At 59.1% G+C, this 12,238-nt stretch carries 14 protein-coding genes; 10 read left to right on the forward strand and 4 right to left on the reverse strand.

Translation table 11 applies throughout. The features are described from left to right. The first annotated feature begins 11 nt into the window (after window positions 1-11). The 8 genes from cobU (at window position 12) to ACYZT8_RS08590 (ending at window position 5,452) form a co-directional block, all read left to right on the forward strand. Entirely contained in the window at window positions 12-533 is a 522-nt protein-coding gene (cobU, locus tag ACYZT8_RS08555) for a bifunctional adenosylcobinamide kinase/adenosylcobinamide-phosphate guanylyltransferase (RefSeq protein WP_461980329.1), read from the forward strand. After that, the gene (gene cobT / locus ACYZT8_RS08560; protein ID WP_461980330.1) at window positions 530-1,585 is read left to right on the forward strand and encodes a nicotinate-nucleotide--dimethylbenzimidazole phosphoribosyltransferase; all 1,056 of its coding nucleotides are present in this window, start codon (window positions 530-532) and stop codon (window positions 1,583-1,585) included. Before cobU ends, cobT begins: the two co-directional genes overlap by 4 nt. Then, window positions 1,582-2,157: an alpha-ribazole phosphatase family protein gene (gene cobC / locus ACYZT8_RS08565; RefSeq protein WP_461980331.1), complete on the forward strand. Its 576-nt coding sequence runs from the start codon at window positions 1,582-1,584 to the stop codon at window positions 2,155-2,157. The genes cobT and cobC overlap by 4 nt, the downstream gene beginning before the upstream one ends. A gap of 2 nt (window positions 2,158-2,159) precedes the next feature. Continuing rightward, window positions 2,160-2,894, forward strand: coding sequence for an adenosylcobinamide-GDP ribazoletransferase (locus ACYZT8_RS08570; RefSeq protein WP_461980332.1), 735 nt, complete (start codon window positions 2,160-2,162; stop codon window positions 2,892-2,894). Between the two features lie 166 nt (window positions 2,895-3,060). Further along, window positions 3,061-3,465 (forward strand): MarR family winged helix-turn-helix transcriptional regulator, encoded by a 405-nt coding sequence (locus ACYZT8_RS08575; protein WP_461980333.1) that lies wholly within the window; start codon window positions 3,061-3,063, stop codon window positions 3,463-3,465. 52 nt (window positions 3,466-3,517) lie between these two features. After that, on the forward strand, window positions 3,518-4,726 hold the full coding sequence (locus ACYZT8_RS08580) for an MFS transporter (protein WP_461980334.1): 1,209 nt from the start codon (window positions 3,518-3,520) through the stop codon (window positions 4,724-4,726). Then, complete coding sequence (locus ACYZT8_RS08585) at window positions 4,723-4,845, forward strand: hypothetical protein (RefSeq protein WP_461980335.1); 123 nt, start codon at window positions 4,723-4,725, stop codon at window positions 4,843-4,845. Before ACYZT8_RS08580 ends, ACYZT8_RS08585 begins: the two co-directional genes overlap by 4 nt. Before the next feature lie 55 nt (window positions 4,846-4,900). Further along, on the forward strand, window positions 4,901-5,452 hold the full coding sequence (locus tag ACYZT8_RS08590; protein ID WP_461980336.1) for a glutathione peroxidase: 552 nt from the start codon (window positions 4,901-4,903) through the stop codon (window positions 5,450-5,452). Between the two features lie 89 nt (window positions 5,453-5,541). Here ACYZT8_RS08590 and ACYZT8_RS08595 read toward each other — a convergent pair whose 3' ends face one another. The 4 genes from ACYZT8_RS08595 to ACYZT8_RS08610 all read right to left on the reverse strand — a co-directional run bounded on the left by ACYZT8_RS08595 (window position 5,542) and on the right by ACYZT8_RS08610 (window position 9,378). Beyond that, complete coding sequence (locus ACYZT8_RS08595) at window positions 5,542-6,813, reverse strand: OmpP1/FadL family transporter (RefSeq protein ID WP_461980337.1); 1,272 nt, start codon at window positions 6,811-6,813, stop codon at window positions 5,542-5,544. Window positions 6,814-6,959: 146 nt separating this feature from the next. Then, on the reverse strand, window positions 6,960-7,442 hold the full coding sequence (locus ACYZT8_RS08600; RefSeq protein ID WP_109628671.1) for a hypothetical protein: 483 nt from the start codon (window positions 7,440-7,442) through the stop codon (window positions 6,960-6,962). Window positions 7,443-7,695: 253 nt separating this feature from the next. Beyond that, complete coding sequence (locus tag ACYZT8_RS08605; RefSeq protein WP_461974571.1) at window positions 7,696-9,027, reverse strand: IS4 family transposase; 1,332 nt, start codon at window positions 9,025-9,027, stop codon at window positions 7,696-7,698. Between the two features lie 126 nt (window positions 9,028-9,153). Beyond that, window positions 9,154-9,378 (reverse strand): hypothetical protein, encoded by a 225-nt coding sequence (locus tag ACYZT8_RS08610; RefSeq protein WP_008031832.1) that lies wholly within the window; start codon window positions 9,376-9,378, stop codon window positions 9,154-9,156. 940 nt (window positions 9,379-10,318) lie between these two features. On the opposite strand from ACYZT8_RS08610, the gene ACYZT8_RS08615 reads away from it, so the two are divergent. Both ACYZT8_RS08615 and ACYZT8_RS08620 read left to right on the forward strand, forming a co-directional pair. Next, on the forward strand, window positions 10,319-10,642 hold the full coding sequence (locus ACYZT8_RS08615; protein WP_077749798.1) for an SEL1-like repeat protein: 324 nt from the start codon (window positions 10,319-10,321) through the stop codon (window positions 10,640-10,642). A 175-nt stretch (window positions 10,643-10,817) separates the two neighbouring features. After that, window positions 10,818-12,182 carry a DNA recombination protein RmuC gene (locus tag ACYZT8_RS08620; RefSeq protein ID WP_461982398.1) on the forward strand — a complete coding sequence of 455 codons (1,365 nt, stop codon included), beginning with the start codon at window positions 10,818-10,820 and terminating at the stop codon, window positions 12,180-12,182. The last annotated feature ends 56 nt before the right edge of the window (window positions 12,183-12,238 follow it).

Genomic DNA, 12,238 nt, shown 5'->3' on the forward strand with positions numbered 1-12,238 from the left:
AGGAATGAACCATGCTGCAACTGATCCTCGGCGGCGCCCGCTCCGGCAAAAGTCGCCTCGCTGAAAAACTCGCGACTGATAGCCAGCTTCAGGTCACCTACATCGCCACCAGCCAACCGCTGGACGGTGAAATGAACGAGCGCGTCGCCCATCACCGCGCTCGTCGTCCGGCCGAATGGGCGTTGATCGAAGAACCGATCGAGCTTGCCCGCGTATTGCGCGAAAGCGCCCGCGCCGACCGTTGCCTGCTGGTGGATTGCCTGACCCTGTGGATGACCAATCTGCTGATGCTCGACAACACCGAACGCCTAAGCGCAGAACGCGAAGCCCTGCTGGACTGCCTGGCGTCGTTGCCGGGTGAAATCATTTTTGTCAGCAACGAGACCGGAATGGGTGTCGTGCCGCTGGGCGAATTGACTCGCCGCTATGTCGATGAGGCCGGTTGGTTGCATCAAGCCCTGGCCGAGCGCTGCCAACGTGTCGTCCTGACCGTCGCCGGCCTGCCCCTGACTTTGAAAGGAACTGCGTTATGACTCAATCCTGGTGGCTGAACCCGTGCAAGCGGATCGACGCTCAAGCCGTCGAACAGGCGCAGGCGCGTCAACAGCAGCTGACCAAACCCGCCGGTTCCCTCGGCCGACTCGAATCGGTAGCCGTGCAATTGGCGGGGCTGCAGGGGCAGGTCAAACCAAGTCTGGATCAGCTGTGGATTGCCATTTTCGCCGGCGACCATGGCGTTGTGGCTGAGGGCGTGTCGGCATTTCCTCAGGAAGTCACCGGGCAGATGCTGCATAACTTTGTCAGCGGTGGCGCGGCAATCAGTGTGTTGGCGCGTCAGCTCGGGGCTTCCCTGGAAGTGGTCGACCTCGGCACGGTGACGCCGACATTGAATCTGCCCGGCGTGCGTCACCTCAACATCGGTGCGGGCACTGCCAACTTCGTGGAAGGTGCGGCCATGACGCAGGCCCAGGGCGAACTCGCCTTGCAGGCCGGCCGCGACAGCGTGCAGCGTGCGGTCGCCGCAGGGGCGCAGTTGTTTATCGGCGGCGAGATGGGCATCGGCAACACCACCGCGGCCAGCGCGCTGGCCTGTGCTTTGCTCGATTGCCCGGTGGTGCATCTGGCCGGGCCGGGCACCGGTTTGAACGCGGCGGGGGTCAGCCACAAAGCCCAGGTCATCGAACGTGCCTTGGCATTGCACGGCGCTCAGTGCGGTGATGCATTGCAAACCCTGTTCAACCTCGGCGGGTTCGAGATTGCGGCGTTGGTCGGTGCGTATCTGGCGTGCGCCCAGGAAGGCGTTGCGGTGCTGGTGGACGGCTTTATTTGCAGCGTCGCCGCGTTGGTGGCGGTGCGCTTGAATCCTGAATGCCGTGAGTGGCTGTTGTTCGGTCATCGCGGTGCCGAGCCGGGCCATCGTCATGTGCTGGAAACCCTCAATGCCGAGCCGTTGCTGGACCTCGGCCTGCGTCTGGGCGAGGGCAGTGGTGCCGCGTTGGCCGTGCCGTTGCTGCGTCTGGCCTGCGATCTTCACGGGCAGATGGCAACCTTCGCCGAAGCGGCGGTGGCGGATCGTCCTGTATGACATTGCGTCTGGATCTGCTGCGCCATGGTGAAACTGAACTCGGTGGCGGTTTGCGCGGCAGCCTCGACGATGCGCTGACCGCCAAGGGCTTGGAGCAGATGCGCGCAGCGGTGGTCGAGCAAGGGCCGTGGGATCGCCTGATCAGTTCGCCGTTGCAACGTTGTGCGCGGTTTGCCGATGAACTTGGTGCGCAGTTGGGGTTGCCCGTGCACCTCGACAAAGATCTGCAAGAACTGCACTTCGGTGCCTGGGAAGGGCAGAGCGCGGCGGCGCTGATGGAGACAGACGCCGAAGGGTTGGGCCTGTTCTGGGCCGATCCTTATTCCTTTACGCCGCCTGAGGGGGAGTCGGTCGGGGATTTTTCGTCGCGGGTGCTGGCGGCGGTGGAGCGTCTGCATGCGGCGTATGAAGGCGAACGGATCTTGCTGATCAGCCATGGCGGCGTCATGCGTTTGTTGCTCGCTCAGGCGCGGGGTTTGCCGCGAGAGCAGTTGCTGAATGTCGAGGTCGGCCATGGCTCGCTGTTTTCGTTGAGCGTCGAGTCAGGCGTCCTTCTCAAGGAAGCGATCTGACCATGTTGCCCTTCTGGATCGCCCTGCAATTTCTCAGCAGTTTGCCGATTCGTCTGCCCGGTATGCCCGCTCCTCAGGAACTGGGTCGGTCGCTGCTGTTCTATCCGCTGGTCGGACTGCTGTTCGGCGCACTTTTATGGGCGCTGAACTGGCTTTTGCTCGGCACGCCGCTGTTGCTTCACGCCGCGTTGTTGCTGACTGTTTGGGTATTGCTCAGCGGCGCGTTGCACCTGGACGGTCTGGCCGATAGCGCCGATGCCTGGCTCGGGGGTTTCGGCGACCGCGAGCGCACGCTGACCATCATGAAAGACCCGCGCAGTGGGCCGATTGCGGTGGTGACGCTGGTGCTGGTGTTGCTGCTCAAATTCGCCGCGTTGCTGGCGTTGATCGAGCAGCAGCACAGCGTTGTGCTGATCATCGTTCCACTGATTGGCCGTGGCGCGCTGCTGGGTTTGTTCCTGACCACACCGTATGTGCGTGCCGGCGGGTTGGGGCAGGCGTTGGCCGATCATTTGCCGCGTTCTGCAGGCAAGCAGGTGTTGGCGGTCAGTGCGTTGGTGTGTGTGCTGATCGCAGGTTTCAGCGGTGTTTGGGCGCTGGTGCTGGCGGGGGTGATGTTCGTTTGGTTGCGGCAGGTAATGCTGCGGCGATTGGGCGGGACGACGGGCGATACGGCGGGGGCGATGTTGGAGTTGATGGAGATGGCGGTGCTGGTGAGCGTTGCCCTGATTCTGTAGGAGCGAGCGGGCGGCGATCCGACTTGCCCGCGAAGGGCGCGACGCGTTTTGTCTGCCAAACCGCATTTTCGTTCTTCGCGGGCAAGTCGGAACGCCGCCCGCTCGCGCCTACGGTGATATGTGTCAAAAATTTGCATTCATTTAACCGCGGGTATATACACGCACCATGCTCGACTCTCAATGTTTATGCATCAACCTGCGTCGCGCCGCCCGTGGCGTCAGCAGGCATTACGACGGCGCTCTCGACGGCTTCGGGATCAACGTTGCCCAGTATTCTTTGCTGTGCAATCTGCAGCGTCTGAATGAACCGAGTATTTCCACTCTGGCCGAAGCCATGGGCCTGGACCGCAGCACCCTGGGACGCAATCTTCGGGTGCTGGAAGGTGAGGGCCTGGTCACGCTGGTGGAGGGCGAGGACATGCGTAATCGCATCGTCCGGCTGACCGAGGCGGGCGCAGAGCGCCTGGCCGCGGCGTTGCCTGCGTGGGAAGCGGCGCAGCAGCGCTTGGTCGATCGTCTGGGCGCCGAGAAGCGCGAAACCTTGTTGCGACTGCTGGACGAACTGGCGTGATGCCGGTTTTTCCGATCTTAAGCGGGTATATACCCGCTACCGGAGAATAAGAATGACCTCGATGTGGCGTACGTGCGGTTGGGTATTGGTGGGGAGTGCGCTGATCCTGGCATTGTCTTTGGGCGTGCGACACGGCTTCGGCCTGTTTCTGGCACCCATGAGTGCCGAGTTCGGTTGGGGCCGTGAGACGTTTGCGTTTGCCATTGCCTTGCAGAACCTGATCTGGGGTCTGGCGCAGCCCTTCACCGGCGCGCTGGCTGACCGTTTCGGCGCGGCGAAAGTGGTGTTGGTCGGTGGCGTTCTGTACGCGTTGGGCCTGGTATTCATGGGCCTGTCCGACTCGGCGGTGACCTTGTCCCTGAGTGCCGGTCTGCTGATCGGCATCGGTCTGTCGGGCACTTCATTCTCGGTGATCCTCGGTGTGGTGGGTCGTGCCGTGCCGCCGGAGAAACGCAGCATGGGCATGGGTATCGCCAGTGCCGCCGGTTCCTTCGGTCAGTTCGCCATGTTGCCCGGTACGCTGGGGTTGATCGGCTGGCTGGGTTGGTCCGCGGCATTGCTGGTGCTGGGCCTGCTGGTGGCGCTAATCATCCCGCTGGTGAGCATGCTCAAGGACAAGCCGCTGCCAGTCCTGGGCCATGAACAAACCCTCTCCGAAGCGCTGCACGAAGCCTGCTCCCATTCGGGGTTCTGGCTGTTGGCGTTCGGCTTTTTTGTCTGCGGTTTCCAGGTGGTGTTCATCGGCGTGCATTTGCCGGCGTATCTGGTGGATCAGCACCTTCCGGCCACGGTGGGCACCACGGTTCTGGCGCTGATCGGGCTGTTCAACATCTTCGGTACGTACACCGCAGGATGGCTCGGCGGTCGCATGTCCAAACCGCGCTTGCTCACCGGTTTATACCTGCTGCGGGCGGTGGTGATTGCGTGGTTCCTGTGGGCGCCGGTCACCACGACCACCGCTTACGTGTTCGGCATGGCCATGGGGTTCCTTTGGCTGTCGACCGTGCCGTTGACCAACGGCACGGTGGCGACCTTGTTCGGTGTGCGAAATCTGTCCATGCTCGGTGGGATTGTTTTCCTCTTCCACCAACTCGGTTCGTTCCTCGGCGGCTGGTTGGGTGGGGTGGTGTATGACCGAACCGGGAGCTATGACTTGATCTGGCAAGTGGCGATTCTCTTGAGCCTGGTGGCCGCCGCCCTGAACTGGCCGGTGCGTGAGCAGCCGGTAGCGCGCCTGCAAACCCGGTTGAGTGCAATATGAACAGCCTCTGGCCGCGGATCGCAGTAGTCGCTGTCGGCGCCTTTTTGCTGGCTTTGGCATGGTGGGGCTGGCATCAGGGCGGGCTGGCGCTGATGCAGTTGGGCATGGGTGCTTGCTAGGAACAGGCGTGGGCGAGTAACTTCGTTTGTGACCATTGATCAAGGATGCACCGACATGCTGATGCGCTGGATTGCAGTCCCCGCGTTGCTGATGGCGTTTACCGGATTGGCACAAGCGGCCGAGTGCCCGGAACTGTTGCAGGGCTCGTTGCCCAAGTTGCGCGCCAAGGAATCCATCGACCTGTGCCAACGGTTTGAGGGTAAACCGCTGGTGGTGGTTAATACCGCAAGTTTTTGTGGCTTTGCCCCGCAGTTCAAAAGCCTTGAAGCGCTTAATCAGCGCTACAAGGATCAGGGGCTGGAGGTAATCGGCGTTCCGTCCAATGACTTCAAGCAAGAGTCCAAGGATGGCGAAGAGACTGCCAAGGTCTGCTACGTGAACTACGGCGTGACGTTCACCATGACTGAGCCGCAGAAAGTCCGCGGTGATGACGCGACTCACTTGTTCAAGGTCCTCGCCAAAAAGACCAGCGCGCCGAAGTGGAATTTCTATAAATACGTGGTCGATCGCAAGGGCAAGGTGATTGCCAATTTTTCCAGCCTGACCAAGCCCGACGACCCCGAGTTCATCGCCGCGGTGGAAAAAGCCCTGGCCTCGCAACCCTGATGAACGCCCACTGAAAAGCCCCGCCTCTGTACAAGAGAGCGGGGCTTTTTTGATTCAGGTGGCGAGCGTTTTACGCTTGCCGTGAATCATCAGAAGCGGTAGGTCGCGCCTACACCGAAACCGTTCGCATAGTTTTCATACTTGGCGTTGTAGTTCTGGCCACGGTTGTTGCTGTTGTCGACTTTGATCGACTCTTCACGCAGGTACGAGTACGCGACGTCGATGGTCAGGTCGTCGGTCGGGCTCCAGCCAGCGCCCAGGCTGAAAATCTTGCGATCGCCAGTCGGAATGCGTGGGGAACGGTCGGTGTTGTTGGTCGGCGCCTGGTCGACGGACAGACCGGTACGCAATACCCATTGCTTGTTCAGCTGGTAGGACGCGCCGATGGCGTGAGCCCAGGTGTCGTGCCAGTTCTGTTCTTCGGTGATGGTGCCGAACTGACCGTTCAGGACTGCCGGAACACCTTTGTTGTCGACGGTGATTTCTTTCAGGCGGCTCCAGCGAGTCCAGGTGCTGCCTGCGTAGAGGGTCCACTGGTCGTCCAGCTGATGAGTGACCGAGAAGTCCACCGATTCAGGCGTGGTCAGGTCCAGCGAGGCGTCGTACTTCTGGCTTGGGTTCTGACCGATCAGGCCCAGCACGTTGTAGTCGACCTTGGTGTTGCCCTCGAGCTTGTACTTCACTTTCGAGTGGTAGGTCAGGCCGACGCGGGTGCTGTCGGTGGCCTGGACCAGTACGCCGATGTTGTAGCCCAGCGCAGTGTCGTCACCTTCGATCTTGACCTTGCCGTCCGGCGCGGCCTGGGTGATCGACAGGTTCGATTCCAGGGTGCCGTCGATGCGGTTGATGGTCGGGCCGAAACCGATGGAGACCTTGTCGTTGAAGGCGTAGCTGACAGTCGGTTGCAGGGTGACGATCTTGACTTCGCTCTTGCTGCCGAAGTAACGGCCGGCAAAGCCTTTCTCGTAGTCGGTCACCAGGCCGAATGGAGCGTAGACGCCGAAACCGACTGCCCAGTGGTCATCGATTGGCTTGACGTAGTAGCCCATCGGCACGCCCATGAAAGGGACCATGTCACCTTTGTTGGAACCGCCATTCGGACTGGAGCTGGCGTCACTGATGTCAGTGTGCGCGTCGATGAATGCAACACCGCCGGTCACTTGTTCGCGCTTGAGGCGAGACATGCCGGCAGGGTTGCCAGCAATGGTGGATGCGTCGTCGGCAGAGGAAGATCGCCCGGCAAAACCTGTTCCCATCCCGCTGATGCTTTGTTCGTTGAGGGCAAAGCCACTTGCGAAGATCTGGGTGGATGCCATGGCAACGGCGAGGCTAATGGTGGTTTTGAGCATTACTTTTTTCATTATTAGAACTCCTGGTGATCACCGGGGCGAAAATTACCAACATTTTCGTCCCAGCGCTATAGGCTGTATGGCTTGAGTTAGAGCGGTTTTGTAGGACAATCCGACCGAATTCGCGACCCGTTACAGGATCTTTGGAAACCGGTGGGTCAGCAGGCGACCTGATTCATTGGTGAAACACAGGTTTGCCAGGCGTAGGTAAAGTCGCGCAGGCGTCCTTGAGGTTGAAAAGTCTGGCGCCAGATTCGGGCCATACCCAACAAGTCATCCGCGGCGGGGAGGGGAGTGTTCTGTTCTTCTACCAGCAGCCAGGCGATGGCAGTGGCGTAACGCAGGTTGACGGTCAATTCCAGGTGCGGCCCGCTGAGAAAGGCATGCTGGCTGGCGAGGCCGCGCACGAGGCTCGCGCGCTCCGGGTCCAGCGCCAGGTAGTGATCCCAGAGAGCCTGGTGGCGGGGTTCGGCGATTCGGTACAGGCCGTGTCCACGGCGGTCATGCAGGGCGGAACCAAGGGCTGACTGGCTGGCGGCGATGCCCAGCAACAGGGATTCGGCAGTTGCGCTATGGCGTCCGAGGTAAATCAATGTCGGACGGATCACATAACGGCACAGTTCGCTGGCAGCGATACCCATAAAGCCCTCGAAACAGAAGTGGGCGGCGATACCTGAAGGGAGCGTTGGCAGCGGGTGAATCGAATCAGGCTCGCCGGAAGCGGATCAAGCCGCTTGAGTTGAAGTGTAGTGTCATATTCGCGCCGTAAAGGACTGTTTTTAAAATATTTCCGGCTTCGAGTTATAACCGTTATATCGGTTAGTGCTTAGGCGCAGGCCGCGAAATGAGAAATATCGGGCAATAAAAAGCCCCGCTTTTTGAGCATAATGCTGTTCACTTAAGCGGAGCAGCCTTACGGTCCACTGGAAACCGGGTTTTTGAAATTTTCACTGTCCTTGGCCTCGAAGGCCTTGGGCGGTGATCCAGAAACAATCCCCCTATCCCTGCTCTCAACTCAGCCAAGCGTCTTCCTGTGGCTGAAATCGGATTAGCCGCCGCCATCACGATCAGTTGCACGGCGATGTACTGACAAACGGGTTTGAAACGGATGTCCGAGGGGGCCCGGCCAAACGTTACCGCCGCCTGACTGGCCTCTCGACGAATCACGTTGTAAGCCAGCAAAAGCCCCCACACTTCCTGATAGACCAGCTCGACTTTTTTACTGCGCAAAGTCATCGCGTTCTGTTGCATCGAACTCTTGATGTCCCTGAAGCCCAACTCGATTTCCCAACGCTCCTGGTAAAGTTTGGCAACGGCTTGAGTGTTGTAGATCTTGGCCGGCAACGACGTCATGACGGTCTTCACCTTGCCTTTAATTTCATAACTGACTTCGCGTACTTCCCAGTGCGTTGGAAGATCCGGGTTTCGCTTTCTGGCCTGCGGCGAGACTTTCATACGCACTAAACGGTCGTACTGGCTGTAACGGGCCACTTCCTCGCAGATCAGTCCTTTTTTTGCCGGGATCAACCAATGACGGTTGATGCCTGCTCCGCTCAGGCTCGACAGCAGCTCGGCACCCCAGAAACCTTTGTCGAACAGCGTCACCGAGTGGTCGGGGATCTGCTGCAAAAATTCGTCGGCCAAGCGCATTTCACTGCGTCGATAAGGGCTCAATTGAGCATCCATGATCACGTGCGAACGCACATTCATCAGGGCCACCAGGCGCAGCATCGGAAACGGCGTCTGGCGGTCGCTTGGAGTGTTTCCCGACCCGAAGTGATCTCGAAGCTCGGGCGTATCCGGAGTACGCAAAAGTGCACCGTCCACCGCGAATACCTGCAGATCATGCCAGGCATCGTCGTCATAGCGCTCCGCCCCCCATTGGGTCCCGGTCTTGCGGAATAACCACTCAACAGGATCGGCACCGAGTCGCTTGCGCGCCTCGGTTACACCACTGCGGGCCAATAAGTGGTCGGTGGCCAGGCCTTGAGCGCAGATGTTCAAACGTCTGGCCACCTCATGAACCGGCTCGTCACGAAACAACGCCATGCCGAGCACCAACCAGAGCACTTGGTCAGCGGGCAGGCGACGTCGGCGAATGGTCGCCTGACTGGAAAGATCCAGCGCAGACGCTACCCACTCGATGGGAATGTTTTGGGTGAAAGTACTCAGGTCACAGAAGTTGAAAAGGTCGCCGAGGTCGAGCAGATCTTGTTGAACAGACATAAAAAATCCGATGCCAGAAGTCTGGCATCGGATTTTCGGATAAGCCCGGCTTGGACTCAAATACTTAAGTGAACAGCATTACGCTTTTTGAGCAGGGCTTTTGAGGTTTTCAGTCTTTCTGGCGTATCAGGCAACCAGTGCCTGACGGGTACGCTCAATCACTGCCTGCAGCGGTTCTGCGCTGGAGTATTGATCGGGGTACAGGCGTTCGCTGTGACGAGCGATGCCGTGTTCGTTAACCAGAGTGAAGCTGAAGCAGCCTTTGCGAGCGGCCATGATCAGGCAATTCATTGGTGCAAAAGCGTTGGTTAGGGTGCGAATGGCATCCTGTGTGTGGATTTGAGTAGTCATTAAATGGGTGTTCCTACAAGCGACACGGATAAGAGCCGTGCAAAATTAAAACGTTCCAGTGACGACGACCACCATTGGTCGAACGAAGAACCCGACTGGAACAAAGCAGCCAGTTTGAAGCGCTGATAATTGGCGCGCTTGGGCTGGCAGGTAGGTACTTAGGAGGGCAGGCAACACATCAAGGGCAAAGGTTCTGGGCCCGGGGTGAAGATCCTGATCAATTTGCAGGCTGGTTCGGTCAGAGTAAGTGAGCTTCGCAACACCCTTTGCTTTCGATTCAAAGGCTGTGTTGGCGCAAGGTTTACCTGGAAACCATCGAGGTGGTCGATCCCGCTTGTTCGGTGGAGGCTTCCTTTGGGAAGGCTGACCGGGAGGATTTGTTCGACCAGAATTGACTTTCAGCTTGGTACTAACGCCGCGGATACTAACGGATCGAGTCGGTTAAGGGAAGCGCGAAAGCAAAATAATTCCACAGCCCCGCAAACTCGCTCCGCAATGGGACAATTTCCGACCACTGGTCGTCGGTCCGGCACAAGCCTGGAACAAGGGTTTGCCAAGGTTATCCCCAGAAACGTTCTGCAAAACGCTCCGAAAAAGCGCATCGATATAACTGCCACGAAGGTACTTGTGCACATAAGTTGCGCAGACTGTAACCCGACTGTCATCCGCGCCTCGACCACAGTGGGTGCCTGTATTGAAAATTTAAGTCAATGAAAAACATCGCTTTTTTTTACTGGTGAAAAAATCGTCAGTTTGACTGCGAGCCCCATTCCACAGGGCTTTGCGCGAGTTCAAGGGCGGTTGTCCACTGAGTTATCCACAGCTTCTGTGGATTGTCCCGAGCGCTTGCTCTAGGACGGGCGTGCCGGGTTTTTTTAGGCTTTACCTGTAAGAAAAAAAGAGTAGAGTGGCGCGCCTTCCGATCTGCCCACAGTGCTTTATGAAGTTTCGCTCCGTATCAGTTTCTGCCACCTCCACACCTCCCAGTGTTACCCCTCCCAAACGCTTTTCGATGCGCGTGGCGGAGTGGTTGCTCGATAGCCCGCGCCTGGGTGAAAACACCAACGTCAAACACTTCGCCGGGCGTTTGCTCAAACAGCCTGCCCGTGAAGGTGTGGTGGCCGCGCAAAGTCGTCTCGGACAGCTGATGTGCCGCGAATGCGGCAATGCCCGTGATCGCCGCATTGGTCAGGACCTGTTGCGCCAGGCCGCGCGAGCAGGGGATCGGCGCGCCCAGCAGGAACTGGGCTTAGTAGAAGACTGAGCTGTCCAAGTTCTGACGCCTTGGTTAACCTTCAAGCTTTATCTCATTGGCAGGAGTCGCTATGGCTATGGACTTGACCAGCATGTTGCTTGGTCTGGCGGGCGCTGCACTGCCGTTGCTGGTACTGGCCTGGCAAATCCAGCGCCGTGCGAGCGCGGGGCAAGCCGAGGTGGCCATGCTGGAAGAGCGTCTGGCCATGTCGCAACTGGCGCAGGACGGCTTGAACGCTCAGCTCGAAACCTGTCGCGATGAAATCGGTGATCTGGGCCAGGCCAACGCCGCCAAGCAGGCAGAGATGGCGGCCATGCGCCGTGAAATTGAACTGCTGCAAATCGAGCGCGACGATGCCCGCGACGCGTCTCACGCCTGGAACATCGAACGCGCCGGCAAAGAAGCCGAGCTGCGGCGCCTGGACGCCCAGGCGGCCTCGCTCAACGCCGAACTGCGCGAGCAGCAGGATAGCCATCAGCAGCGCCTCAATGACCTGCAAGGCTCGCGAGACGAGCTGCGAGCACAGTTCGCCGAACTGGCGGGCAAGATCTTCGACGAGCGTGAGCAGCGTTTCGCCGAAACCAGCCAGCAGCGTCTGGGCCAGTTGCTCGATCCGTTGAAGGAACGCATCCAGTCGTTCGAAAAACGCGTCGAGGAAAGCTATCAGGCCGAAGCCCGCGAACGGTTTTCCCTGGCCAAAGAGTTGGAGCGTTTGCAGCAACTGAACCTGCGGCTGAGCGACGAAGCCACCAACCTCACCCGCGCGTTGAAAGGGCAGAAAACCCAAGGCAACTGGGGCGAGCTGATTCTTGAGCGCGTGCTTGAACACGCCGGGCTGGAGAAGGGGCGCGAGTACCAAACTCAGGTCACGCTCAAGGGCCCGGACGGTGAGCGTTTCCAGCCGGACGTGATCATTTATCTACCGGGCGACAAGCAGGTGGTGGTCGACTCCAAAGTCAGCCTCACGGCCTATCAGCAATACGTGGCGGCCGAAGACGATGCCATCGGCCAGATCGCCATCAAGCAGCACGTGCTGTCGCTGCGCAATCACGTCAAAGGCCTGTCGGGCAAGGATTACAAGCGACTCGATGGCTTGCACAGCCTGGATTTCGTCTTGCTCTTCGTGCCGATCGAAGCGGCATTTTCTGCTGCCTTGCAGGCGGAGCCGACACTGTTTCAGGAAGCCTTCGACCGCAACATTGTCATCGTCAGCCCGACCACGTTGCTGGCGACCCTGCGAGTCATCGACAGCCTGTGGAAGCAAGAGCGCCAGAGCCAGAACGCCCGGGAAATCGCCGAACGCGCCGGATGGCTGTACGACAAGTTCGTGTTGTTCATCCAGGACCTTGACGAAGTCGGCAATCGCTTGCAGCAACTGGATAAGGCCTACAGCTCAGCGCGCAACAAGCTGACAGAAGGGCGCGGCAACCTGGTCAGTCGCAGTGAGCAATTGAAGTTGCTGGGTGCACGAGCCAGCAAGAGCTTGCCGGCGGATCTGTTGGAGCGGGCGATGACCGATGTCGATGGGTTGGCTGAGTTGCCTGAATAGCTAAAACGCCAAAAGCCAAAAGCCAAAAGCCAAAAGCTAAAAGCTAAAAGCATCGC

It is taken from the genome of Pseudomonas sp. LB3P93 (assembly GCF_054898025.1).

Coding starts and splice junctions, on each gene's coding strand:
- ACYZT8_RS08570 (WP_461980332.1), top strand. CDS start 2,160: ATGTTGCCCTTCTGGATCGCCCTGCAATTTCTCAGCAGTTTGCCGATT.
- ACYZT8_RS08610 (WP_008031832.1), bottom strand. CDS start 9,378: ATGACTACTCAAATCCACACACAGGATGCCATTCGCACCCTAACCAAC.
- ACYZT8_RS08575 (WP_461980333.1), top strand. CDS start 3,061: ATGCTCGACTCTCAATGTTTATGCATCAACCTGCGTCGCGCCGCCCGT.
- ACYZT8_RS08595 (WP_461980337.1), bottom strand. CDS start 6,813: ATGAAAAAAGTAATGCTCAAAACCACCATTAGCCTCGCCGTTGCCATG.
- cobC (WP_461980331.1), top strand. CDS start 1,582: ATGACATTGCGTCTGGATCTGCTGCGCCATGGTGAAACTGAACTCGGT.
- ACYZT8_RS08615 (WP_077749798.1), top strand. CDS start 10,319: ATGAAGTTTCGCTCCGTATCAGTTTCTGCCACCTCCACACCTCCCAGT.
- ACYZT8_RS08580 (WP_461980334.1), top strand. CDS start 3,518: ATGACCTCGATGTGGCGTACGTGCGGTTGGGTATTGGTGGGGAGTGCG.
- cobT (WP_461980330.1), top strand. CDS start 530: ATGACTCAATCCTGGTGGCTGAACCCGTGCAAGCGGATCGACGCTCAA.
- ACYZT8_RS08620 (WP_461982398.1), top strand. CDS start 10,818: ATGCTGGAAGAGCGTCTGGCCATGTCGCAACTGGCGCAGGACGGCTTG.
- ACYZT8_RS08585 (WP_461980335.1), top strand. CDS start 4,723: ATGAACAGCCTCTGGCCGCGGATCGCAGTAGTCGCTGTCGGCGCCTTT.
- ACYZT8_RS08605 (WP_461974571.1), bottom strand. CDS start 9,027: ATGTCTGTTCAACAAGATCTGCTCGACCTCGGCGACCTTTTCAACTTC.
- ACYZT8_RS08590 (WP_461980336.1), top strand. CDS start 4,901: ATGCTGATGCGCTGGATTGCAGTCCCCGCGTTGCTGATGGCGTTTACC.
- ACYZT8_RS08600 (WP_109628671.1), bottom strand. CDS start 7,442: ATGGGTATCGCTGCCAGCGAACTGTGCCGTTATGTGATCCGTCCGACA.
- cobU (WP_461980329.1), top strand. CDS start 12: ATGCTGCAACTGATCCTCGGCGGCGCCCGCTCCGGCAAAAGTCGCCTC.